27 protein-coding genes are annotated in these 23454 nt (G+C 55.3%); 9 read left to right on the top strand and 18 right to left on the bottom strand.

Translation table 11 applies throughout. The annotated features are described in order from the left end of the window. The first annotated feature begins 215 nt into the window (after nucleotides 1-215). Nucleotides 216-857: a peptide-methionine (S)-S-oxide reductase MsrA gene (gene msrA / locus NHG65_RS01795; protein WP_390903419.1), complete on the top strand. Its 642-nt coding sequence runs from the start codon at nucleotides 216-218 to the stop codon at nucleotides 855-857. 177 nt (nucleotides 858-1034) lie between these two features. Then, the gene (paeA, locus tag NHG65_RS01790) at nucleotides 1035-2366 is read left to right on the top strand and encodes a polyamine export protein PaeA (protein ID WP_099064481.1); all 1332 of its coding nucleotides are present in this window, start codon (nucleotides 1035-1037) and stop codon (nucleotides 2364-2366) included. Between the two features lie 98 nt (nucleotides 2367-2464). Here the strand turns inward: paeA and NHG65_RS01785 are convergent, their stop codons facing one another. Then, nucleotides 2465-2671 carry a DUF1107 domain-containing protein gene (locus NHG65_RS01785; RefSeq protein WP_012004917.1) on the bottom strand — a complete coding sequence of 69 codons (207 nt, stop codon included), beginning with the start codon at nucleotides 2669-2671 and terminating at the stop codon, nucleotides 2465-2467. 326 nt (nucleotides 2672-2997) lie between these two features. Here NHG65_RS01785 and NHG65_RS01780 point away from each other — a divergent pair, with 326 nt between their 5' ends. Next, nucleotides 2998-3555: a YtfJ family protein gene (locus tag NHG65_RS01780; RefSeq protein ID WP_099064480.1), complete on the top strand. Its 558-nt coding sequence runs from the start codon at nucleotides 2998-3000 to the stop codon at nucleotides 3553-3555. A 1-nt stretch (nucleotide 3556) separates the two neighbouring features. Here NHG65_RS01780 and cysQ read toward each other — a convergent pair whose 3' ends face one another. Beyond that, nucleotides 3557-4297, bottom strand: coding sequence for a 3'(2'),5'-bisphosphate nucleotidase CysQ (cysQ, locus tag NHG65_RS01775; RefSeq protein ID WP_198404478.1), 741 nt, complete (start codon nucleotides 4295-4297; stop codon nucleotides 3557-3559). Nucleotides 4298-4553: 256 nt separating this feature from the next. On the opposite strand from cysQ, the gene NHG65_RS01770 reads away from it, so the two are divergent. Beyond that, complete coding sequence (locus NHG65_RS01770) at nucleotides 4554-6506, top strand: bifunctional 2',3'-cyclic-nucleotide 2'-phosphodiesterase/3'-nucleotidase (RefSeq protein ID WP_499182875.1); 1953 nt, start codon at nucleotides 4554-4556, stop codon at nucleotides 6504-6506. A 123-nt stretch (nucleotides 6507-6629) separates the two neighbouring features. Then, nucleotides 6630-7295, top strand: a complete 666-nt coding sequence (ytfE, locus tag NHG65_RS01765; protein WP_499182874.1) for an iron-sulfur cluster repair protein YtfE — start codon at nucleotides 6630-6632, stop codon at nucleotides 7293-7295. Nucleotides 7296-7338: 43 nt separating this feature from the next. Here ytfE and bamJ read toward each other — a convergent pair whose 3' ends face one another. After that, nucleotides 7339-7959 (bottom strand): BamJ family beta-barrel-assembly machinery protein, encoded by a 621-nt coding sequence (bamJ, locus tag NHG65_RS01760; RefSeq protein WP_037423251.1) that lies wholly within the window; start codon nucleotides 7957-7959, stop codon nucleotides 7339-7341. A 287-nt stretch (nucleotides 7960-8246) separates the two neighbouring features. On the opposite strand from bamJ, the gene NHG65_RS01755 reads away from it, so the two are divergent. Next, the gene (locus tag NHG65_RS01755) at nucleotides 8247-8921 is read left to right on the top strand and encodes an OapA family protein (RefSeq protein ID WP_207978112.1); all 675 of its coding nucleotides are present in this window, start codon (nucleotides 8247-8249) and stop codon (nucleotides 8919-8921) included. On the opposite strand, the gene NHG65_RS01750 is transcribed toward NHG65_RS01755, so the two are convergent. From NHG65_RS01750 to rpsF, 5 genes are all read right to left on the bottom strand, one after another. Then, nucleotides 8918-9277 (bottom strand): DUF488 domain-containing protein, encoded by a 360-nt coding sequence (locus tag NHG65_RS01750; RefSeq protein ID WP_099064475.1) that lies wholly within the window; start codon nucleotides 9275-9277, stop codon nucleotides 8918-8920. The genes NHG65_RS01755 and NHG65_RS01750 overlap by 4 nt on opposite strands. 109 nt (nucleotides 9278-9386) lie before the next feature. After that, nucleotides 9387-9839 carry a 50S ribosomal protein L9 gene (rplI, locus tag NHG65_RS01745; protein ID WP_012004910.1) on the bottom strand — a complete coding sequence of 151 codons (453 nt, stop codon included), beginning with the start codon at nucleotides 9837-9839 and terminating at the stop codon, nucleotides 9387-9389. Between the two features lie 39 nt (nucleotides 9840-9878). Then, nucleotides 9879-10106, bottom strand: coding sequence for a 30S ribosomal protein S18 (gene rpsR, locus NHG65_RS01740; RefSeq protein ID WP_002210155.1), 228 nt, complete (start codon nucleotides 10104-10106; stop codon nucleotides 9879-9881). A 4-nt stretch (nucleotides 10107-10110) separates the two neighbouring features. Further along, nucleotides 10111-10428 (bottom strand): primosomal replication protein N, encoded by a 318-nt coding sequence (priB, locus tag NHG65_RS01735; RefSeq protein ID WP_085119426.1) that lies wholly within the window; start codon nucleotides 10426-10428, stop codon nucleotides 10111-10113. 6 nt (nucleotides 10429-10434) lie between these two features. Continuing rightward, the gene (gene rpsF / locus NHG65_RS01730) at nucleotides 10435-10833 is read right to left on the bottom strand and encodes a 30S ribosomal protein S6 (protein WP_006317459.1); all 399 of its coding nucleotides are present in this window, start codon (nucleotides 10831-10833) and stop codon (nucleotides 10435-10437) included. Nucleotides 10834-11290: 457 nt separating this feature from the next. On the opposite strand from rpsF, the gene NHG65_RS01725 reads away from it, so the two are divergent. Then, complete coding sequence (locus NHG65_RS01725; RefSeq protein ID WP_085119424.1) at nucleotides 11291-11557, top strand: YdgH/BhsA/McbA family protein; 267 nt, start codon at nucleotides 11291-11293, stop codon at nucleotides 11555-11557. Between the two features lie 94 nt (nucleotides 11558-11651). Here the strand turns inward: NHG65_RS01725 and yjfP are convergent, their stop codons facing one another. Beyond that, nucleotides 11652-12404, bottom strand: a complete 753-nt coding sequence (gene yjfP, locus NHG65_RS01720; RefSeq protein ID WP_219015269.1) for an esterase — start codon at nucleotides 12402-12404, stop codon at nucleotides 11652-11654. 127 nt (nucleotides 12405-12531) lie between these two features. On the opposite strand from yjfP, the gene bsmA reads away from it, so the two are divergent. Both bsmA and NHG65_RS01710 read left to right on the top strand, forming a co-directional pair. Then, nucleotides 12532-12840 (top strand): biofilm peroxide resistance protein BsmA, encoded by a 309-nt coding sequence (gene bsmA / locus NHG65_RS01715; protein WP_099064473.1) that lies wholly within the window; start codon nucleotides 12532-12534, stop codon nucleotides 12838-12840. A 122-nt stretch (nucleotides 12841-12962) separates the two neighbouring features. Continuing rightward, nucleotides 12963-13238, top strand: a complete 276-nt coding sequence (locus NHG65_RS01710; protein WP_499182873.1) for a YdgH/BhsA/McbA family protein — start codon at nucleotides 12963-12965, stop codon at nucleotides 13236-13238. Here the strand turns inward: NHG65_RS01710 and NHG65_RS01705 are convergent. From NHG65_RS01705 to hflK, 9 genes are all read right to left on the bottom strand, one after another. Next, nucleotides 13235-13633 (bottom strand): DUF350 domain-containing protein, encoded by a 399-nt coding sequence (locus tag NHG65_RS01705; protein WP_099064471.1) that lies wholly within the window; start codon nucleotides 13631-13633, stop codon nucleotides 13235-13237. The genes NHG65_RS01710 and NHG65_RS01705 overlap by 4 nt on opposite strands. A gap of 86 nt (nucleotides 13634-13719) precedes the next feature. Beyond that, nucleotides 13720-15354, bottom strand: a complete 1635-nt coding sequence (locus NHG65_RS01700) for an isovaleryl-CoA dehydrogenase (protein WP_499182872.1) — start codon at nucleotides 15352-15354, stop codon at nucleotides 13720-13722. A 129-nt stretch (nucleotides 15355-15483) separates the two neighbouring features. Beyond that, nucleotides 15484-16215, bottom strand: a complete 732-nt coding sequence (gene rlmB, locus NHG65_RS01695) for a 23S rRNA (guanosine(2251)-2'-O)-methyltransferase RlmB (protein WP_085119414.1) — start codon at nucleotides 16213-16215, stop codon at nucleotides 15484-15486. Nucleotides 16216-16274: 59 nt separating this feature from the next. After that, nucleotides 16275-18761 carry a ribonuclease R gene (gene rnr / locus NHG65_RS01690; RefSeq protein WP_017891362.1) on the bottom strand — a complete coding sequence of 829 codons (2487 nt, stop codon included), beginning with the start codon at nucleotides 18759-18761 and terminating at the stop codon, nucleotides 16275-16277. 59 nt (nucleotides 18762-18820) lie between these two features. Continuing rightward, entirely contained in the window at nucleotides 18821-19246 is a 426-nt protein-coding gene (gene nsrR / locus NHG65_RS01685; protein ID WP_085119411.1) for a nitric oxide-sensing transcriptional repressor NsrR, read from the bottom strand. A gap of 233 nt (nucleotides 19247-19479) precedes the next feature. Next, nucleotides 19480-20778: an adenylosuccinate synthase gene (locus NHG65_RS01680; protein WP_099064530.1), complete on the bottom strand. Its 1299-nt coding sequence runs from the start codon at nucleotides 20776-20778 to the stop codon at nucleotides 19480-19482. A gap of 97 nt (nucleotides 20779-20875) precedes the next feature. Continuing rightward, a complete protein-coding gene (locus NHG65_RS01675; protein ID WP_017891360.1) occupies nucleotides 20876-21076 on the bottom strand; it encodes a DUF2065 domain-containing protein in 201 nt (66 codons plus the stop codon). A gap of 63 nt (nucleotides 21077-21139) precedes the next feature. Continuing rightward, complete coding sequence (gene hflC / locus NHG65_RS01670; protein ID WP_085119409.1) at nucleotides 21140-22147, bottom strand: protease modulator HflC; 1008 nt, start codon at nucleotides 22145-22147, stop codon at nucleotides 21140-21142. A 3-nt stretch (nucleotides 22148-22150) separates the two neighbouring features. Beyond that, nucleotides 22151-23410 carry an FtsH protease activity modulator HflK gene (hflK, locus tag NHG65_RS01665; protein ID WP_085119407.1) on the bottom strand — a complete coding sequence of 420 codons (1260 nt, stop codon included), beginning with the start codon at nucleotides 23408-23410 and terminating at the stop codon, nucleotides 22151-22153. Nucleotides 23411-23454 lie beyond the last annotated feature (44 nt).

Genomic DNA, 23454 nt, shown 5'->3' with positions numbered 1-23454 from the left:
ATCAAGACGGCAACCCTTTTCAGCATGATTCCAGACGCTGCATGTTACGGTTTTACTGTTGCAGTAAGACGCATTCTTCTCTTTTGGCGCTCTAAATACTGCGTTAAGCTGATACATAATCTCAACATGTAGCTTATTGTGAGCAAAGTTGCGGCTAGATACAACTTAACTGCCGCCTCTTAGGCCAATTCTTACTGTAACAACAGGAGTCAATCGTGGTGCCATTCTTTGATAAAACACACACCGTCGACAAGGCAAACTCACTGCCTGGCCGCACCACTCCCATGCCGGTTGCCGCACTCAACGTGGTCACCGATCATTCAATGACTCAAGTGCCGGACGGCATGGCGGTGGCGATCTTCGCCATGGGCTGTTTCTGGGGTGTCGAACGTCTGTTCTGGCAGCAGCAGGGTATCTACAGCACCGCAGCAGGCTACAGCGGTGGCTATACGCCAAACCCAACCTACCGCGAAGTGTGCAGCGGCCAGACCGGCCATACCGAAGTGGTACGCGTGGTATTCGACCCGAAAATCATCAGCTATAAACAGTTGCTGCAAGTGTTCTGGGAAAACCACGACCCGGCGCAGGGTATGCGTCAGGGCGGTGACGTCGGCACCCAGTACCGCTCAGCGATTTATACGCTGTCACCAGAACAGCAGGCCGAAGCGGAAAACAGCCTGCAGCGTTTCCAGCAGGCGATGAACGAGGCCGGCGATAAACGCGCCATCACCACCGAAGTGGCTCCGGCACTGCCGTTCTACTATGCCGAAGACGACCACCAGCAGTATCTGTTCAAAAATCCGGAAGGGTACTGTGGCCTGGGCGGTATCGGTGTTTGTTTGCCACCACAGGGCTAAAACACCGATTGACGGTAATTTTTTAACCGCTGGCGGCCCCTGTAGCGCTGCTGCTATACTGTGCGGGCCGCCTCTGCGGCCCGATAACCTTCTTTCTGGTTGTTATCGCTACTTTTTTTACAATGTACTACCCTTCCTCAAGAGCGCCGTCATCCCGTCGGTACGTATGGATAGATTATGTTAAACAGTATTTTACTGATTCTTTTTCTGATCGCAGTGAGTGCGTTTTTCTCACTGTCGGAAATTTCTCTGGCCGCGTCACGCAAGATTAAACTGAAACTGATGGCTGACGAAGGTAACGTCAATGCCGCCAAAGTCCTCAAACTGCAGGAAACCCCGGGGTTGTATTTTACCGTGGTACAGATTGGCCTGAACGCCGTGGCAATTCTCGGCGGTATCGTTGGCGATGCAGCCTTTTCCCCCACTTTCCAACCGATTTTCGACCGTTTCCTGTCGCCTGAACTGGCAGAGCAGGCCAGCTTCATCTGTTCGTTCGTGCTGGTGACCAGCCTGTTTATCCTGTTCGCAGATTTGACCCCGAAGCGCATCGGTATGATTGCACCAGAGACGTTTGCCGTCCGGATCATCAACCCGATGCGTTTCTCGATCATGATTTTCCGGCCGCTGGTGTGGTTCTTCAACGGCATGGCAAACCTGATCTTCCGCCTGTTCAAACTGCCGATGGTGCGTAAGGACGACATCACCTCTGACGACATCTATGCGGTGGTGGAAGCCGGGGCTCTGGCGGGCGTGCTGCGCAAGCAGGAGCATGAGCTGATCGAAAACGTGTTCGAACTGGAATCACGTACCGTGCCTTCGTCGATGACCTCGCGTGAAAGCGTGGTTTACTTCGATCTGCGTGAGACCGAAGAAAGCATTATCCAAAAGGTCTCGACCCATCCGCACTCCAAGTTCCTGGTGTGTGACGGCAATATCGATCAGGTAGTCGGCTATGTGGACTCCAAAGACCTGCTGAACCGCGTGCTGGGCAATCAGAGCCTGGTACTGAGCAGCGGCGTGCAGATCCGTTCGGCGCTGATCGTGCCGGATACCCTGACGCTGTCCGAAGCGCTGGAAAGCTTTAAAACCGCCGGTGAAGACTTTGCGGTTATTCTCAATGAATATGCGTTGGTCGTGGGTATCATCACACTGAATGACGTGATGACCACACTGATGGGCGATCTGGTGGGCCAAGGCCAGGAAGAGCAGATCGTGGCGCGTGATGAGAGCTCATGGCTGATTGAGGGCGGTACGCCGATCGACGATGTGATGCGTGTTCTGCACATTGATGAGTTCCCGCAGGCGGGCAACTACGAAACCATCGGCGGCTTTATGATGTACATGCTGCGCAAGATCCCGAAACGTACCGACTTCGTGAAATATGCCGGCTACAAGTTTGAAGTAGTCGACATCGACAGCTACAAGATTGACCAGCTGTTGGTGACCCGGTTGAGCGACAAGCCGGCATCGGTACTGCCGAAGGCACCGGAAGAAAACCCCGCCGCCTGATCCCAAGCGATAAAAACGTCAGCGGCCCCATCGGGGCCGCAATTATTTTAGCTTTTGCAGGTAACAACGCTGCAGCTTGAAAGCCGACGGGTAGTCTATCAACCCATCTCAGTCTGCAATAACAACACCTGACGATTGACCTCTGACATCACGCTGAAGTGGCGCCGGTCACGAATTTTCGGTAACAGGATTTTCCCTTCGTCGAATTCGAACGCGCCTACATCTTTGATATACAGCCGGCCACGAAACAGGGTCTTTACGTACTTCGCCACTTTCAACGGATTATAACGCTGGAAGATTCTCATTCTATTACTCTCCTCCGTTTGGTCCATGCGCTCAGCGAGCCGCCAAGGTGGCAGCCTCTAAAGTAAGAACGCAACTTGATTGCCATGTAGTAGACCTAGTAAAGACCATATCGTTCATTTCCGCCTGGTGATCTTCACTGGATTTACACTTTTTGACAGAATTGTATATGATTATATATAATTTTTTCAGTATATCCCTTCAAAATCCAGGTATTACTCCCCAGAAGGAAAAACTGAGATCCGGCTAACAGGACAGACCTCCGATCACCACCTATGCTTTAGGCTGTCGGGTGCTGTCGGCACCGTTTCCCCTTCAAGGAGAAGGCATGAAAAAAAGTCACATGCTCATTGTATCCCTGCTGTTTGCACCCCTTTTGGCCTCTGCGCACAACTTCCAGCTCCAGCAACGCGTCGCGCCAATTGGTGTCAGCGACAAGGGGGAGTTGAACTACGCTAATGATAAGTTTAGCTATCAAAACTGGAATAGCGCGCAGCTCAGTGGAAAAGTGCGAGTCATCCAGCATATTGCCGGGCGCAGTTCCGCCAAAGACATGAACGACCCACTGATAGAAGCGATTAAGAAAGCCAAGCTACCGCACGATCGTTACCAAACGACGACAATCGTGAACACCGACGATGCCCTGCTCGGCACCGCGATGTTTGTCCGCAGCAGCATTGAAGACAGCAAGAAAGAGTTCCCCTGGTCGCAGTTTGTGGTCGACAGCAACGGTAACGTGCGTAAAGCCTGGGATCTGCAGCCGAAGGGTTCAGCCATTGTGGTGCTGGATAAGCAAGGCAGGATCCAGTTCGCCAAAGACGGCGCGCTGACGCCGGAAGAGGTGCAGCAGGTAATGACCCAACTGCACCAGCTCCTGGCGAACTGATTTAGAACAGCGAGACCCGGAAGCCGGGGTTGAGAAAAGATTCACGCGGTGTATAGAGCAGCGGTCTGCCCTGCCAGTCGTGGATCTGCGCCCCGGCGGCCACCGCGACTGCGTGACCGGCAGCGGTATCCCAGATATTGGTGGGCCCAAAACGCGGATAGAGCTGCGCTTTGCCCTCTGCCACCAGACAGAACTTCAGTGAGGAGCCGACAGAAATGGTCTGATGCTCCCCCAACTGTTTCAGGTAATCCTTCAGTTCTTCGTCACTGTGCGAACGGCTCACCACCACCAGCGGCGGATTGGCATTACTGACGCCAATCACCTGACGCTGGCCCTTTTCTTCTTTCCAGGCTTTACCGCGCTCGGCCAGATACAGCACGTCGATCGCCGGGGCATACACCACGCCCATCACCGCCTCACCGCCTTCTATCAGCGCGATATTTACCGTGAATTCGCCGTTACGATTAAGGAATTCCTTGGTGCCGTCCAGCGGATCGACCAGCCAGTAGCGCGTCCAATTCTGCCGTTCTTCCCAGGCCGGTGGATCTTCCTCCGACAGCAAGGGGATTTCCGGCGTTAGTGCCGCCAGGCCACGTTTGATTATGTGGTGCGCTGCCAGATCGGCCGCAGTCACCGGGGAGTCATCTTTTTTCTGTGCGACATCAAGCGGTTGTTCACCGTCATACACCGCCATGATTGCCGCGCCCGCCTCGCGGGACAGTTGGCAAATTTGCTCTAACATCATTCACCTCAGATAGGCAGTTCCGTGGGTCATTTCCCCTTTCTCATTGCTAGCAGCCTAGTTTTTTTTGCATGGAATATCCATCACAACGATTTAACCTGCGGTAATCGTTCAAGTCTTTGCCGTCACAACTGTGACATTTCCTGCGCTCCCTCGGCTAATTTTCTGCCACACTTCACAGTTTGGTGAGACGACCAATGTTAATTACATGTCCCTCTGCGATAAAACTCGAAAAATGGAATGGAGAAAGCCAACAATGATGAAGCGTCCGCTGACGTTGTCTGCCCTCGCTGTGCTGGTTTGCGCCTCGGCACAGGCGGCAACGGTCGATCTGCGCGTGCTGGAAACCACTGACCTGCACAGCAACATGATGGACTTTGATTACTACAAGGATAAACCGACCGATAAATTCGGCCTGGTTCGCACCGCCAGCCTGATTGAACAGGCCCGCCAGCAAGCCGCCAATACGGTACTGGTGGACAACGGCGACATTATTCAGGGCAGCCCGCTCGGCGATTATATGGCGGCCAAGGGCCTGAAACCCGGTGATGTACACCCGGTGTATAAGGCAATGAATACCCTGAACTATGTGGTCGGTAATATCGGTAACCATGAGTTCAACTACGGGCTCGACTACCTGAAAAACGCCATTGCCGGTGCCAAATTCCCGTACATCAACGCCAACGTGATCGACGCCAAAACTCAGAAACCGCTATTCACTCCTTACATTATCGTCAATACGCCGGTAAAAGACCGTGACGGCAAAGAACATAGTTTACGCATCGGTTATATCGGCTTTGTACCGCCGCAAATCCTGGTGTGGGATAAAGCCAATCTGCAGGGCAAGGTCACCGTCAACGACATCACCGAAACGGCTAAACGCTACGTGCCGGAAATGCGCAAACAGGGTGCCGATCTGGTCGTTGCAATCCCACACTCCGGCCTGTCCAGCGAGCCCTATAAGGCCATGGCGGAAAACTCGGTGTACTACCTCAGCCAGGTGCCAGGCATCGATGCCATCATGTTCGGCCATGCTCACGCGGTATTCCCAAGCAAGGATTTCGCCAATATCAAAGGGGCTGACATCGCACAGGGTACGCTGAATGGCATACCGGCGGTGATGCCGGGCCAGTGGGGCGATCATCTCGGCGTGGTCGATCTGCAATTGAATAACGACAGCGGCACCTGGAAAGTCACGGCAGCCAAGGCGCAAGCACGGCCGATTTACGACAAAGAGAACAAAAAATCGCTGGCAGCGGAAGACGCCAAACTGGTGAAAGTGTTGGCGGAAGATCATAAAGGCACGCGGGACTTCGTCAGTAAGCCAGTCGGCAAGGCTGACGACAACATGTACAGCTATCTGGCGCTGGTACAAGATGACCCGACAGTGCAAATCGTGAATAACGCGCAGAAAGCCTACGTCGAGCACTATATTCAGGGCGATCCGGATTTGGCCGATCTGCCGGTGCTGTCAGCCGCGGCACCGTTCAAGGTGGGCGGGCGCAAGAACGATCCGGCCAGCTTTGTTGAAGTGGAAAAAGGTCAGCTCACCTTCCGTAACGCGTCCGATCTCTACCTTTACCCCAATACGCTGGTGGTGGTGAAGGCCAGTGGCAAAGAGGTGAAAGAATGGCTGGAGTGTTCCGCCGGGCAGTTCAACCAGATCGACGTTAACAGCAGCAAGCCCCAGGGCCTGATCAACTGGGACGGTTTCCGCACCTATAACTTCGATGTGATTGACGGGGTTAATTATCAGGTCGACGTCAGCCAGCCGGCGCGTTACGACGGCGAATGCCAGTTGATCAACGACAGGGCAGAGCGCATTAAGGATCTGACGTTCAAAGGCAAGCCGATCGACCCGAAAGCCACCTTCCTGGTTGCCACCAATAACTACCGCGCCTACGGCGGCAAGTTTGCGGGGACCGGCGATCAGCACATCGCCTTCGCCTCACCGGATGAGAACCGTTCGGTACTGGCGGCTTATATCAGCGCTGAAACCCAACGGCACGGCGCGGTACGGCCACAGGTGGATAATAACTGGCGCCTGGCGACGTTCAGTAGCCCGCAGCCACTGGATATCCGCTTCGAAACTTCACCGAGTGACAAAGCCACTGCGTTTATCAAAGCGCACGCCCAATACCCGATGAAAGCCGAAGGGACAGACAGCGTAGGTTTTGCGGTTTATCAGATTGATTTGAGCCGTAAATAAATAAGCAGTAGGCCGAGGGAATCTACCTTTCCTTGGCCATCTACCCCTTTTACTCTCTGGTGCGACCTTTAAATTGCATTTATAATACATGTTATAAATTCTTTCATTTAAAGAGGCACTCCCATGGATTACCGTAACCAATCCCTTGGCGCTCTCGCCATCGCCATTCCCCGGGCATCACGCCTGTTCCGCCTGAACGATTTGGATTTCTGCTGTGGCGGTAAACAAACGCTGCAACGCGCCGCCGAGCGTAAAGGGCTGGATATCGAGCAGTTGGAAAACCAGCTGGCTACCCTCGCCGCCGAACCGGAACCAAGCCATGATTGGCGCACGGCCCCCCTCGGCGACGTGATTGACTATATCCTGCCACGCTTCCACCAGCGGCACCGCGAACAACTGGCCGAGTTGGTACTGATGGCGGAAAAAGTCGAACGGGTTCACGCAGACAAGCCCACCTGTCCACGCGGTCTGGCTAAACAGCTGAACCTGATCCGGCTGGATCTGGAAAATCATATGATGAAAGAAGAACAGATCCTGTTCCCGATGCTCAGACAGGGTATGGGACGCCAGGCGGCTGGGCCGATCTCGGTAATGGAACATGAACATGACGAAGCGGGCGAGCAGTTAGAAGTGGTGAAATTCCTCACCAATAACGTGACGCCACCGGAAGGAGCCTGCAATACCTGGCAGGCGCTGTATGGCGGTATAGACGAGTTCATCGATGACCTGATGGAACACATCAATCTGGAGAATAACCTGCTGTTCCCCCGCGCGCTAAACGGCGCATAAAACAAGGGCGCCACCAAGGCGCCCAGAGAAACCTGTTATAGGATTACAGGATTTCCAGCAGTTCTACGTCAAACACCAACGCGCTGAATGGCGGGATGGATGCGCCTGCACCACGCTCGCCGTAGGCCAGGTCGTGTGGGATATACAACTGCCATTTTGAACCAACCGGCATCAGGGTCAGTGCTTCGATCCAGCCTGGGATCACGCCGCTAACCGGGAACTCAGCCGGTTGACCACGCTCTACAGAGCTGTCGAACACGTCACCGTTAATCAGACGACCGGTGTAATGCACACGCACGCGATCCTGACGGGACGGGATTGGGCCATTGCCCTGCTCCAGCACGGAGAACTGCAGACCGGATTCGGTCAGCGTCACTTCGTCACGCTTGGCGTTATCTTCCAGGAACTTCTGACCTTCAACGGCCATTGCCTGCTGACGATCACGACGCACGGCATCCGCACGTTCGTGGATTTCACGCAGGGCACGGTGAACCACGTCTACCGGAACCGCCGGAGCATTCCCTTCCAGCGCGTCACGCAAACCTGCCAGCAAAGCTTCCGGTTGTAAACCTTCCAGACCGGACTCTTGCAACTGCTGGCCGACCTGTAAACCAATCCCGTAACTCGCTTGCGCTTCAACGCTGTCAAAAGAAGGGGTTGTCATGGGGTTTTCCTTTAGTCTGTAAAAAGTCGAAAGCGCAGCATAACAGCGCCGCAAAGCCGGGTAAAATCTTGTGTGGAGAATGATGACTTTTGTCGTAGAAAAAGAAACAATAACCTTCTGTTAACGCCCGCTTACGCGATCCCAGGCGAGTCGCCTGCCGCAACAGACATGAGTTTGCTGCTGCCTTTCACTTCAATCAGTTAGCGGGCTATACTGGAAGCAGGGCATCGGGCCGTCGGTACAGCCTTTTGTACTCTGATATTTTACGCCGTTGAAGAGAGGTCACCATGGGCAGAATCTCGCCCAGGAGAAGGAAAACCACCCGTGTCTACCAGCCATTGCTGCGCACCTGGCTGAACTTCAGCCAGCGCCTGAAACCAGGCTCCGCGCCAGAGGCGGTAGAAGATCCGGATTCAGAACAACCACCGGAAAAGGGTAAGGGACAGAATATCAAAGCGTTACTGCTGAAGATCTGGCATCTGCCGGACGGTTTTGGTTGGATGGAGCCATTACCCTATTTTCACCGCCGCTGGACCCTGATTTTCGGCATCATCCTGCTGCTGGCGCTGCTGTGGCCATATTCTTCGCAAAACAGCGGGCAGCCCTTCCCGGTCACTCAGCAGGATAACAGCGTCCCATTGCGGGCCGATTTGCAAAATGACGCTCAGCAACAGCACGCCCCTGAGGCGGAACCGGCGGGTAACTGGCAACGCTACCAGATCCAGCCGGGCCAGACGCTGGCACAGCTGTTCCGCGACAATAGCCTGCCAGTGAACGAAGTGTTCGCCATGGCGCAGGTGGAAGGCAACGACAAGCCACTCAGCAATATGAAGGCCGGCCAGGAAGTGCGTATCGAACGGGATACCAACGGTGTGATCACCGCCCTGTCGGTCACTACAGCAGATAACAGCCAGGTGCTATTCCGCCGCCAGGCTGACGGCAGCTATCGCCGCGAGCGTTAATTCGCTAACTGCGCCAACAGAAAGTCGCGCAGCACGACGCCCTGGTTGTGCTGTGTGTCTTTACTGCCATAAAGCAAGGTCACGGGTTGCCCTTGCCGTAATAACGCCACCAGCGGCTGCCAGGCTTCATTTTCCGCCAGTTGCCGTCGGTAGCGGCTTTCAAACTCTTCCCACTGCTCGATATGCTGATGAAACCACTGCCGCAGTGCATTATCCGGCGCGACCTGCTTTAGCCACTGTACGCCCTGTAGCCGTTCCTTGCTGATGCCTCGCGGCCACAGTCGATCAATCAGATAGCAGTTCTCCGGCGCCGGGCCGGTAAAGTCATACACACGCTGTAGGTTAATCTCTGCCATTTGCCGCTGCTCCTCACCCAGGGTGATAACAGGGTAACGCGTTTTGCCGGACGCAGAAAAGCAAAACGCCAGCACGAGGCTGGCGTTTTAACTTGGTGAGCAGCAGCGATTAAGCTTCTGCTACCACAACTACATTCAGCTGTGCGAATACGTCGCTGTGTACCTGGAACTGAACTTCGTGTTCACCAGTGGTACGCAGAACGCCATTCGGCAGACGAACTTCGCTCTTGGCAACTTCAACGCCAGCCGCAGTAACTGCGTCAGCGATGTCGCGGGTGCCGATAGAGCCGAACAGTTTACCTTCGTCGCCTGATTTAGACGCGATGGTGACTGAACCCAGTTCGTTGATCTTGGTTGCGCGAGCTTCAGCAGCAGTCAGAATTTCAGCCAGTTTGGCTTCCAGTTCTGCACGGCGTACTTCGAAGAACTCTACGTTTTTCTTGGTAGCAGGAACAGCTTTGCCCTGTGGTACCAGGAAGTTACGGGCGTAGCCCGCTTTAACGTTAACTTGATCACCCAGGCTGCCCAGGTTTGCTACTTTATCAAGCAGAATAACTTGCATTACCTTATCCTCTTAAAGTCGTTAATAGACGGCGGCCGATTACTGATGACGATCAGTGTATGGCAGCAGGGACAGGTAGCGAGCACGCTTGATGCAGCGAGCCAGCTGACGCTGGTATTTTGCACGAGTACCGGTAATACGGCTCGGGACAATTTTACCGCTTTCGGTAATGTAGTTTTTCAGCGTTGCGATATCTTTGTAATCGATCTCAACAACGCCTTCCGCTGTGAAACGGCAGAACTTGCGACGACGGAAATAACGTGCCATTAGGCTAGTCTCCAGAATCTATCAATTCAATCTGCTCGGCATGCAACACCGTCTTGTTCAGTCCATTGCGCCCTTGATGGCTGCTAATGAAACCTGAAACGGTGAGAGGCGTACCGACCGTTATACTTTGAGTAATGGCCTGATGGGCTTTGCCGCTGATAATCACCGGCATACGACACCAGGCTTGCCGGGTAAAACCGGCTTCCACCTGCACTGAACGGTGCTCAAGCACGAACTGGCAATGTGGAATACCTGACGGGCTCACTTTACGCGTCGGCGTCTTGCACACTGTGCCAGACAACGTCAGCCGATTAGCCGTCACGGTAAATTACTCTTCAGAATCCCCAGCATCTGCATCATCTGCGGTTTCGTTAGCGAAGTCTTCGCGGCGATCGCCACGACGTTCGTCTTTCGCTTTAACCATCGGAGATGCTTCAGTTACCGCGTGCTTAACGCGCATAACCATGCTGCGGATAACGGCGTCGTTGAAGCGGAAGTTTGTTTCCAGCTCATCGATCGCTTCCTGCGGAGCTTCAACGTTCAGCAGAACGTAGTGAGCTTTGTGCAGTTTGTTGATCGGGTAAGCCAGTTGACGGCGGCCCCAGTCTTCCAGACGGTGAATCTGACCAGCAGCGTTAGTGATGGTAGCACTGTAACGCTCGATCATGCCCGGAACCTGTTCGCTTTGGTCAGGGTGGACCATAAAAACGATTTCGTAATGACGCATCGAATTGCTCCTTACGGATTATTCAGCCTCCTGTCAGGGTCAACCGCGGCCCATGGAAGCAAGGAACGTGTATGTGTGTGCGGCTGAAAAAATGACGCGTAATCATACTTGCGCAGGCTGAAAAACTCAAGGGTCGAAGGGGGCTTATTATCGGTAATGCGAAGCGGATGCGAAAATAGCACGATTTGCTGTTAGCAAAACCTATGTACACAAATCCATCAGTTCAAAAAATCCCTCAATGAAATCATCACTGCCGCGTGAATTTCATTCATTTTTTTTGAAGGAGGTCATCAAAATGACGGCCTTTTTAATCCGACGGGAAGGTCTAAAATGGTAGTTATCCGCCGCAGACAGCGCGACGAAAAAGATTTGAGGTTATTCAATACATGCAAATAACTTTTTGCTGCACTGGCATCCGCTGTCAGGCCGTTGAAGCAAACAGTTAAGAGAGGCAATTATGAAACGTATTACCATCGCTACCGCCATTGCTTTGCTGTTTTCCGCCAACGTCATGGCCGCGACCGAGATCACTTCCCATCAGGCTGACCAACGTCAGAGCGTAGGATTCGTCACGCTGAACCAGAATGTGGTCTCCCCGGATGACGCCACCAGCCAGGTGAGCAAGATAGCCGATCAGCGCGGCGCCACTGCCTATCGGATCATTGCCCTGCATGAGCCTGAAAACAACAGCACCATCCACGTCAGCGCCGAGCTCTATCGCTAAGTGAAAATGCAGTACCAGGGAAGCAAGTCGTGCCCAAAACAGTCAATTAAAATACGCAAGTCACCATCAGCCCCCTGCATGCAGGGGGCTTTTTTTACAGCGTTCTCACGAAGAAATCAGCGGTAGCACTGAGCGCCTGCGGCGTAATGCGATGCTTGACCCCCGGCTCAGTGAGCAACGTCAATTGCCGGTCCCAGCCGCTCTGGCGCAGTTCAGTCGCCAACCGCAGGCTTTCCGCCGCCGGTACCAGATCGTCCGCCTCACCGTGCCACAGCAACAGTGGGCGGTCGGCAATTTTTTCCAACTGGTGCTCCAGACCGTATTCCGCCAGCACGGCAATGCGCGTGTCAAAGCCGCTGGGCGACAAAGGCTCCCCCTGCTCATCCAGCGGCGGGAACAGCGTTTGCGCCAGGGAGGTGTAATAACCGGCCCCCATCAGACTGGCAGCAGCCTTCACCCACGGATAACGGGCAAAGCTGCCCAGCGTCGTCATCCCGCCCATTGATGCCCCAGCCACGCCAATACGCCCTCCGGCAACCAGATCGCGCTGCTCAAAATGCGCCTTCAGTGCCGGTAACTCGTCGATATTGCGGCGGAGGATCTCCCAAAATCTGGCCAGCCGCTTCGGTTCATCACCATCAAAACGCTCGCCGTGCAGATCGGCATCCGGCAGTACCACGCGAAACCCGACCTTGGCCAAGGCATAGGCAAAGTAGGCATAGACTTCTTTCGAAGAGGTATAACCATGGTAGAAAAATACCGTCGGCAGCGGTTGATGATACTGTCCCGCGGGCACTGCGTGGATCACCGCAATGTCTCCCACTCGCTCGTCATAGATTTCAATCATCCGTTTTCCCTCTGCGTTGCTGTTGGCCTTCATAATGGCAAACTTGCGCTAAAAAGCATTAGCTTAATCTGTTCCAATTTATAATGGGTTACACTGAAATCATGCTATCCGCTATACCGAGGTGCCTATGAAACCGTCCCGCCTGTTACTGCCCCTGACGCTGGTCACGCTGCTTAGCGCCTGCGGCATAATGACCACTACGCCAAAAGCCCCACCGGCACCCACCGGGCAAGCGCAAGAGATCACCCGGGCGCAAACCGGCAGTCTGGTGAAAATGGGCACCACCAGCGCGCTGGTCCGCGGTAGTCCAATGGATGTAGAGGCGGAAATTCAGAAGAAAGCCAACGCCAGCGGTGCACGCTATTACATGATCATGATGAACAGTGAAACCGTGGTTCCCGGCCAATGGTATTCGCAAGCGATCCTGTACCGGTAAACGCTGGAGTTTTAAAAAGATTTACATTGGCTTTGCACAGACTGAAGTTGGCTGTTGCACACTGGCGGTCAGCGCGCCGCAGCCTGCGGGCGTGGATCCAGGATCCGACCAAGGGGAACGCCATGACACGCTCCGCCGCACTCACCGCCCTCCTGCTTTCAATGGGGTTACTCAGCGCCAGCGCCCAATCCGCTGAATTGGCGCCCGCAGACCGCGTTACGCCGCTTAGCGAAATTGCGGAAATCACCCTGAATAACCTGTCCGGCTCGCCTCAGGATGTCGAACAATTGATTGCCCGCAAGGCTGATGAGCATGGCGCGAGCTATTACCGGATCCTGCGGCTGGAAGAACAGGCGCATCAGCAAGGCTGGCGCGCCTCGGCAATACTCTATCTTTAGTAGGTCATACAGGCCGCATTCAACACGCCGCCACTGATCGATACGCCCCCCAGGAAAATCCCGGCAGCTACGTGATTGGCTTCAATCTTGTCGCTGATACGCGGCATGTAGATTTTCACCGCCGCAAACAGCAGCAGCTGTACCACCAATGCCACCACGCCCCATAACAGGTAGTCCAGCAGGCTGACCGAGTTGATCGCCGCACTGGCCAGCGGGATCACATAACCCAGGCAGGCACCGACAAAACCAAAGGCGGCTGACTGATTGTCGGCCTTGATCAACGCCCATTCGTCATGCGGCGTAATGCGGGTATAGACAAACAAAAACACCAGAACCATGGCAAAGCCACTGAAGAAATAAGAGGCGAATGCCGCCAACGCGCTGAGAATATCCATGTCATTTTCCTGGTCAGAGGTCAGTATCCCTTACGGGCCAAGTGCTGAATTAAAAAGCTTTTCCCGCTGTAGCGCCACTGTTTTCCCTAGCCACCCATCGCTCGGGCGAACAGCGTCTCGCACAGTCGGTCTGGTAATGCTCGTTCACCGCGGGCATCAAGCATCATTTGACACCAGGCTTCCGCCAACGGCGGTGAACTGTAACGCAGAAGCTGCGCTGCGGCGAACAGATTGAATAACGCGCCGGTAACCGTGCGGCCCTGCTCTTCCTGGGGTTTGCGCATCAACTGGAGCAGCCGTCGCCATTGGTGATCAAAGTGGCGGTTCTGTCCCCTGACCTCGCCAAACTCAAGCTCCAGCGCCTCCTGCACCACCGGCAGCTTTCCCCAGGCCCGCATCACGTCCAGACACATAATATTGCCGGAGCCTTCCCAGATACTGTTCACCGGCATTTCACGGTACAGCCGCGGCAGTTCACTCTCTTCGCAGTAGCCAATACCGCCCAGCGCCTCCATCGCTTCGCCAACAAAAGGGATGCCTTGCCGGCAGACTTCAAACTTCGCCGCCGGGGTCATTACCCGACACAGCGCCTGTTCCAAAGGGGCTCCGACGCCAATGCTGTCATAGGCACGCGCCAGGCGCATCAAGGCCGCCGTCTGCCCCTCCAGCCGCAACGCCATCCGTGCCAATACCTGGCGCATCATAGGCTGCTCGATCAGGGGCTTGCCAAACGCCTGCCGCTGCAGAGCGTGGTATAGCGCCACCGACAACGCGCGGCGCATCAAACCCTGGCTGCCCAACGCACAGTCAAAACGCGTCAGACCGCCCATTTTCAGGATATGCCGCACACCGTCCCCTTCCTCACCCACCAGCCAGGCGATGGCATCCTGGAACTCCACCTCACCGCTGGCGTTGGAGCGATTACCCAGCTTATCCTTCAGCCGTTCCAGCCGAATGGCGTTGCGCGTGCCGTCCGGCAAAATACGCGGCAGAAAGAAGCAGGACAGACCGCCCTCGGCCTGCGCCAGCACCAGGTGCGCATCGCTCTGCGGCACCGAGAAGAACCATTTGTGTCCCACCAGCCGGTAAGCTTCCCCCGTGCCCCGTACCGCCAGCGGGTTGGCGGTGGTGGTATTGCTCAATACGTCGGAACCGCCCTGCTTTTCTGTCATCCCCATGCCAATCAACAAACCGCGCTTTTGCCCACCGGGCAACAAATGCGCATCGTAACGGTCGGAAAGCAGCGGCGTCAGCCAGGATTGGAATTCTGCAGGTAATGAGCGCTGCAGCAGTGGAATGGCGCCAAAAGTCATGGTCACCGGACACAGGGTGCCGGCTTCGACCTGGGCATGCAGTACAAAGCGCGCGGCGCGTGCCACGAACGAACCAATGCGGGCATCCTCCTGCCACGGCAGGTTATGCACCCGGTTGGCAATCAGCCCCTGCATCAGGATATGCCAGGCGGGATGGAAACGGACATCGTCCAACCGCTGGCCGGTGGCATCATAGCGCAGCAGCTCCGGCGGATTGGCATTGGCCAGTCGCCCCAGCTCCAGTGACTCCTGGGTGCCCAACTGTTGGCCCAGCGAGGCCAGCACCTCGACATCCCAACCGGCTTGTTCGCGCTGTACCGCTTCATGCAGCGGCGTATCGGACAGGAACAAATTACTGTTCCCCAGTGGCTTCGGCTGATTAAAAACGGTGTGTGTATTCCAGACCATGGGCTTGCTCCCTGATAAAAGCGTCAGGAGTAATTATGGTCGTCAGGGGGATTTCTGCCGCAGGTAAGATCACAGGGTGGGAATTGAGAAAGTAATAAGGGCACAAAATTCTGCGCCCTTACCGGTAAATCAGCTGCGCTGACGCACCGCTTCAAACAGACAGATGCCAGTGGCGACTGAAACGTTCAGTGAAGATACCGTGCCTGCCATCGGGATGCTGATCAACTCATCGCAGTGCTCGCGAGTCAGGCGACGCATACCTTCGCCTTCCGCGCCCATCACCAGCGCCATTGGGCCGGTCATTTTGCTCTGGAACAAGGTGTGGTCGGCTTCGCCGGCAGTGCCGACGACCCAGACGTTCATTTCCTGCAGCAAACGCAGGGTTCGCGCCAGGTTGGTCACGCGAATCAACGGAACGTTTTCCGCCGCGCCGCAAGCTACTTTCTTGGCCGTGGCATTCAGCTGGGCAGAACGATCGCGCGGAACAATGACCGCGTGTACACCGGCCGCATCGGCGCTGCGAAGACAGGCCCCGAGGTTGTGCGGGTCGGTCACGCCATCCAGCACCAGCAGGAACGGCGTATCCACGCTTTCAAGCAACTTCGGCAAGTCATTTTCCTGATACTGACGCCCTTCGCGCACCCGGGCGATAATGCCCTGATGCACCGCGCCCTCGACTTTCTCATCCAGCCACTGGCGGTTTGCCACCTGGATCACAATGCCGGTCGCTTCCAGCTCGGCAATCAGCGGCTGCAAGCGGCGATCGTCACGCCCTTTGAGGATAAACACTTCCAGGAAGCGTTGCGGATCGTTGTCTAACAGGGCCTTGACGGCATGAATACCGTAAATAATTTCGCTCATGATGCTCTTTTAACTGTGCGGCTGGCGTATGCCAGCCGGTGATAATGACGTGTGGCAGATTAAGCCTGCTCAGCACCTTTCTTCTTGCCGGCGCGTTTGGCCTTGGTCGCCGACGCTATTTTCCGGGTTTTGTCGGACACTTTCTTGGCTTTCGCCTTTTTGTCTTTCTTCACCTTGTCAGCGGGTTTGGCTTCGTCTTTACGGAAGGCGCTGTCAGGTTCAAAATTGGCTGGCGCTTTGCCACCACGACGTTTGCGTGGCGCAGAAGTACGGCCTGCACCGGCCCCGCCACGCAGAGTGCGTTGGCCACCATTCTTGGCACGATCGCGTTCGGTTTTGCCTTCACCACGCGGTTTGCGAGTGCTGGAGACCAGAGCGAAGTCGATTTTACGCTCGTCCATATGCACCGCTTCAACGCGGATCTCCACCGTATCACCCAGGCGATAAACCACACCGGAGGATTCGCCAATCAGACGCTGACCGATATTATCGTAGCGATAATAGTCATTATCCAGCGATGATACGTGCACCAGACCGTCGATAAACAGATCGTTCAGGCGGACGAAGAAACCAAAGCCGGTCACGCTGGCAATAATACCGCTGAACACTTCGCCAACGTGATCCTGCATAAAGTCGCATTTCAGCCAGTCGGCCACGTTACGCGTAGCTTCATCAGCACGGCGTTCGGCCATCGAACAGTGTTCGCCCAGCTGCAGCATTTCTTCAAACTCGCTGTGCCAGCCACCGGTCGGCGTCCAGCGCTCTTTCGGCTCACCGTGCTCTTTAGCCAGCTGATATTTGATCGCGCGGTGCATCGCCAGATCCGGGTAACGGCGGATCGGTGAGGTGAAGTGGCCATAAGAAGCCAGCGCCAGACCAAAGTGGCCCCGGTTTTCCGGATCGTAGACGGCCTGCTTCATGGAACGCAGCAGCATGGTTTGCAGCATTTCATGGTCAGGACGTTCGGACACTTCATCCATCAAAGTGGCGTAGTCCTTCGGCTGCGGCTTGTTGCCGCCGCCCAACGTCAGACCCAGTTCGCCCAACACGCTGCGCAATGCGGTAATGTGATCGTCGCTCGGACGATCGTGCACACGGAACAGCGCCGGCTCGTTATTCTTCTCAACGAAGCGCGCCGCGGCGACGTTCGCCATGATCATGCACTCTTCGATCAGCTTGTGGGCGTCGTTACGCACCGTTGGCTCTACGCGCTCAATACGGCGTTCGGCGTTGAAGATAAACTTGGCTTCTTCGGTTTCGAAAGCAATACCGCCACGTTCGGCACGCGCCTGATCCAGCACCTTGTACATGGTGTGCAGTTCCTCCAGGTGCTTGACCAGCGGGTGATAATGCTCACGCAGCTCCTGATCGCCCTGCAAGATGTGCCAGACTTTGTTGTAGGTTAAACGGGCATGAGAACTCATTACCGCTTCATAGAATTTGGCCGTCGACAGACGCCCCTGGGCGGAGATGGTCATCTCACACACCATACACAGGCGGTCAACCTGCGGGTTCAGCGAGCACAGGCCGTTGGACAGCACTTCCGGCAGCATCGGGATAACCTCCGACGGGAAGTACACCGAAGTCGCACGGTTACGCGCTTCGTCATCCAGCGCCGTGCGCGGGCGTACGTAGTAACTGACGTCGGCAATAGCTACCCACAGGCGCCAGCCACCGCCGCGTTTCTTCTCGCAGTAAACCGCATCATCGAAATCGCGCGCGTCTTCGCCATCAATAGTCACCAGCGGTAACTGACGCAGATCGACACGGCCTTTCTTGGCGGCTTCCGGTACCTGTTCGCTGAGGTCGGCAACCTGTTTTTCTACCTGTGGTGGCCAGACATGCGGGATCTCATGGGTGCGCAGAGCGATATCAACCGCCATGCTGGTGCCCATTTTATCGCCGAGGATCTCAACGATCTTGCCCACCGCTTTGGTACGGCGGGTCGGACGCTGGGTCAGCTCAACCACCACCATAAAGCCCATGCGCGCACCGCTGGCGGCCTCAGCAGGGATCAGGATGTCAAAGCTCAGGCGGCTGTCGTCCGGCACCACAAAGCCGGTACCGGCGTCCATAAAGAAGCGGCCGACGATTTGGCTGGTTTTTGGCACCAATACGCGGACGATACGCGCTTCACGGCGGCCCTTACGGTCTGCAGCCATTGCCTGTGCCAGCACCACATCACCGTGGATCGCCATTTTCATCTGCTCGGCTGACAGATACAGGTCGTCTTTGCTGCCTTCAATACGCAGGAAACCAAAGCCATCACGGTGACCGATAACGGTGCCGCGCAGCAGATCAAGGCGTTCCGGCAGTGCATAGCACTGGCGGCGGGTAAAGATTAACTGACCGTCACGCTCCATCGCACGCAGACGGCGGCGCAACGCTTCTAAAGGTTCTTCACCGGTTAAATTCAGCTCTTTGGCCAGCTCTTCGCGGCTAGCCGGCGTTTCTCTTTTCGCCAGATGGGCCAGAATGAATTCACGGCTTGGGATTGGGGATTCATATTTTTCTGCTTCTCGTTCCAGGAATGGATCTTGTGACATTGCGGTTCCTCCGTTGTCATCAGCAGGGTGCCGCTGAGCCTTGTCTTCTCAGCGACGCTTTATTCGACAAGCAATAGCTTGTAGAGCGATGGATTGTCTTCGACCATATCGGCCAGCGTATGGCTGTCCAGCTCTTCAAGGAAATTCTGTACGCCCTGTTGCAGCACCAGTTTCAGGCGACAAGCAGGGGTTATGTGGCAAAAGTTACTGCTGCAGTTAACCAGTGAGAGCGGCTCCAGCGCCCTGACGACATCGCCGAGGCGAATGGTTTCGGCCGGTTTGCCCAAACGGATGCCGCCGTTCTTACCGCGCACCGCGGTCACAAACCCAACCCGGCTTAACTGATTGATGATCTTTACCATATGGTTTCTGGACACGCCGTAGACCTCGGTAACTTCCGAGATGCTGGTCATTTTGTCCGGTGGCAGCGAGGCCATGTAGATCAACGCCCGCAGGCCGTAATCAGTAAAACTTGTTAACTGCACATCTACCTCTGGGTATCATTTTACCCGTCTGATACGCCGATTTTCGGCATTATTCAAAAGATTACTTATTGGATAATAAACCAGCCAGAGAGTTCGCCGCTAATTATTTAGCGTATCTCGGGCTCTGGATAGGTTAAAGAAAGGATTTTTCGAAGTGAAACCGCAACCGGGGAGAAACATGATAAAAACAAACCGGGACATTGCCCGGTTTGTTTTACTGCAGCAAGGCCAGATTATGCGTCGAACGGGTCGCGCAGGATCATGGTTTCGCTACGGTCTGGGCCAGTAGAGATAATGTCTACCGGTACGCCAGTCAGCTCTTCAATGCGCTTGATGTAGTTCAGCGCCGCCTGTGGCAGTTTGCTGTGTTCTTTCACGCCAAAGGTGGTGTCGCTCCAGCCCGGCATGCTTTCGTAGATTGGCTCGATACCTTCCCAACCTTCAGCCGCCAGCGGAGTGGTGGTCATTTCGCGGCCGTCAGGCATGCGGTAACCCACGCAGATCTTCACTTCTTTCAAGCCGTCCAGCACGTCCAGCTTGGTCAGGCAGAAGCCGGACAGGGAGTTGATCTGTACTGAGCGGCGAACAGCTACCGCGTCCAGCCAGCCGGTACGACGACGACGACCCGTAGTGGCGCCGAACTCGTTACCCTGCTTGCACAGGAACTCACCGGTTTCATCGAACAGCTCAGTGGGGAACGGACCTGCACCCACACGGGTGGAGTAGGCTTTAACGATGCCCAGCACGTAATCCACGTAACGCGGACCAATACCTGAACCGGTAGCAACGCCGCCAGCAGTGGTGTTGGAAGAGGTTACGTACGGATAGGTACCGTGGTCGATATCCAGCAGGGTGCCTTGTGCGCCTTCGAACATGATCAGATCGCCACGCTTGCGCGCACCGTCCAGCAGTTCGGACACATCAACAACCATGGCGGTCAGGATATCGGCGATAGACAGCACGTAATCCAAAGTCGCCTGGTAATCAACGGCTTCAACTTTGTAGTAGTTGACCAACTGGAAGTTATGATAATCAACGATTTCCTTCAGCTTAACGGCGAAGGTTTCTTTGTTGAACAGGTCGCTAACGCGCAGACCGCGGCGAGCAACTTTATCTTCGTAAGCCGGGCCAATACCGCGACCGGTGGTGCCGATGGCTTTCGCGCCACGTGCTTTCTCGCGCGCGTTATCCAGCGCAACGTGATAAGGCAGGATCAGCGGGCAGGCTTCGGACAGTAACAGACGTTCGCGTACCGGGATGCCGCGCGCTTCGAGTTCACCCATTTCTTTCATCAATGCGTCTGGAGCCAGAACCACACCGTTGCCGATGATGCTGGTCACGTTTGCACGCAGAATGCCTGAAGGAATCAAATGAAGGACGGTTTTTTCACCGTTAATAACCAGAGTGTGGCCAGCGTTATGGCCCCCTTGGTAGCGCACTACATATTGAGCCCGTTCGGTCAGCAGGTCTACGACCTTGCCCTTACCTTCGTCACCCCATTGAGTGCCCAGTACGACGACGTTCTTACCCATTTTAAAAATCACCGGTTGCTTAAAAATGGATTCTACCACCGTAATTCGTGAGTTTCAGCACTTTTAGCATAGGGTTGCATATTTTTTAGGCTAAACTTTAAACCCCTGCGTGTGTACGCAACATGTAGTAGATCACGCAGCCCGCAACCACTATTCCACCGCCAAATCGACGCAGTGTCGCGTCAGGAAACTGGGTCATCGCCAGTATCATTTTACGCCAGGCCTGCGGGAACAACATCGGGCCCAAGCCTTCCAGCACCAAAACCAGCCCAAGTGCCAGCCAGATCGTTGAATTCATCAGTGACTCCCAAAAAGAAAGGGCCCGCGTTTAAACGGGCCCTCGATCATTAACCTGTCGTGGTTACTTGCGCACGGAATCAGGCGACTTCATGTAGCGGAAGAAATCGCTGTCCGGGCTCAGTACCATCACGTCCTGGTTACTGCTGCTGAAGCTGGTTTCATAAGCACGCAGGCTACGGATGAAGGCGTAGAAGTCCGGATCCTGGCTGAATGCGTTAGCAAACAGTTTGGCCGCTTCGGCATTACCGTCACCACGAGTGATACGCGCCGTACGTTCGGCTTCTGCCAGGGTACGAGTCACTTCATAGTCTGCAGTCGCGCGCAGCTTCTCAGCTTCTTCCTGACCCTGTGAACGGTGACGACGGGCTACCGCTTCACGCTCGGCGCGCATACGCTGGTAGATTGCATCAGACACTTCGGCCGGCAGGTTGATCTGCTTGATACGCACGTCGATTACTTCGATACCCAATGCCGCCATGCTGTTCGGGTTAACCTTCGGCAGTTTGCCGGTGGTTTCCTTTTCAACACGCGCCGCCGCAGAGGCGATAGCGTCATCGGCTTCGGTGGTCGCCACTTCCTGGTCATCACCCACGGTACCGGTGTTCAGCGCGTCACGTACGTCGGACATCAGCTTGCCGCGCGAGTCGGTTACGATGTCTTTCACATCCAGACGACCAATCTCGGAACGCAGACGGTCACTGAATTTACGTTTCAGCAGCACTTCGGCCTGTGAAACATCACCGCCGCCGGTTGCCAGGTAGTAACGGCTGAAATCGCTGATACGCCATTTCAGGTAAGAATCGACGATCAGGTCTTTCTTCTCGCTGGTAACAAAGCGGTCAGCCTGGTTGTCCATAGTCTGGATACGTGCGTCCAGCGTTTTCACTGACTCAATGAACGGGATCTTGAAGTGCAGACCCGGCGCATATACCAGCGGTTTATTGTCGCTGTCACGCAGTACCTTGCCAAAACGCAGCACGATGCCACGCTGACCTTCCTGAACCACGAACAGAGAGGCGTACAACGCCACCAGCACCGCGAGGACGATTACTACAAAAGACTTACGCATTGATTATTCTCTCCCTACGCGAGTGGTGTCGTCACGCTGTGCATTAGCCCGGCGCTGGTCCATGACCGAGCCGTTGCTGGTGCGCTGGCTGCTGGAGCTGGCGCCGCTGTTGGCAGATGTACCCGGGTTGAGACGAATCAGGCTGGTGTCTTTACTGCCGTCAGCTGCCGCGCCGGCTTGGCCACGCAGCATTTGATCCAGTGGCAACACCATCAGATTGTTGCCTTTGTCATTCACCAACACCTTACGGGTGTGGCTCAGGACTTTTTCCATGGTTTCGATATACAGACGCTCGCGGGTAATTTGCGGTGCAGACTTGTATTCCGGCAACAGCTTGGCAAAGCCAGCAACCTCACCCTGAGCTTCCAGGATGGTACGGTCTTTATACGCCTTGGCATCTTCTAGCAGACGCTGCGCCTGACCGTTCGCACGTGGCTGAACTTCGTTGGCGTAAGCTTCTGCCTCACGGATGTACTGCTGCTCGTTTTCACGTGCGGCAATCGCATCATCAAATGCGGCTTTTACCTCTTCCGGCGGACGAGCGGCCTGGAAGTTGACGTCCAGCAGCGTGATGCCCATGTTGTACGGACGAATAGTTTCTTCCAGTACGCGTTGGGTATCGCTACGCACGATAGTACGGCCTTCGGTCAGGATCTTGTCCATGGTGTACTTGCCGATAACGCCACGCAGGGCGCTGTCAGTAGCCTGGCTCAGGCTGTCGTCGGCATTGGTCACGCTGAACAGATACGCTTCCGGATTGGTCACACGGTACTGCACGTTCATTTCTACGCGCACCACGTTCTCATCGGAGGTCAGCATCACGCCAGAAGCGGCCAGTTCACGCACCGATTCCACGTTGACCGGACGAACTTCATCGATGAAGGTCGGTTTCCAGTTCAAACCCGGCTGTACCAGGTGACTGAACTTGCCAAAACGAGTCACGACACCGCGCTCGGCTTCTTTGATGGTGTAGAAGCCGCTGGCGGCCCAAATCACCACCACCGCAACCGCGGCGATACCGATAATACGACCGCTGAGGCCAGGACCCGAGGTGCCCGTGCCGCCGCTGTTATTGCCGTTGGAGCCTTTGCCCCCGCCCAAGCCGCTCAATTTCTTGCTCAGCTTGCGGAAGATATCGTCCAAATCAGGTGGCCCTTGATCGCGACCGCCTTTGTTATTACCGCCAGAGTTGCCGCCATTGTTATTGCTGCTCCCCCACGGGTCGCGGTCCTGTCCGTTATTACCGGGCTGATTCCACGCCATGTTTTAGCTCCATATTCTGTGATTGGGTACTTCAGGCTTACGCG

Source organism: Serratia myotis (assembly GCF_027474885.1).
GTDB lineage: Bacteria > Pseudomonadota > Gammaproteobacteria > Enterobacterales > Enterobacteriaceae > Serratia > Serratia proteamaculans.
The sequence above is the reverse complement of the archived record's forward strand: the minus strand, read 5'-3'. Positions and strand labels throughout refer to the sequence as shown.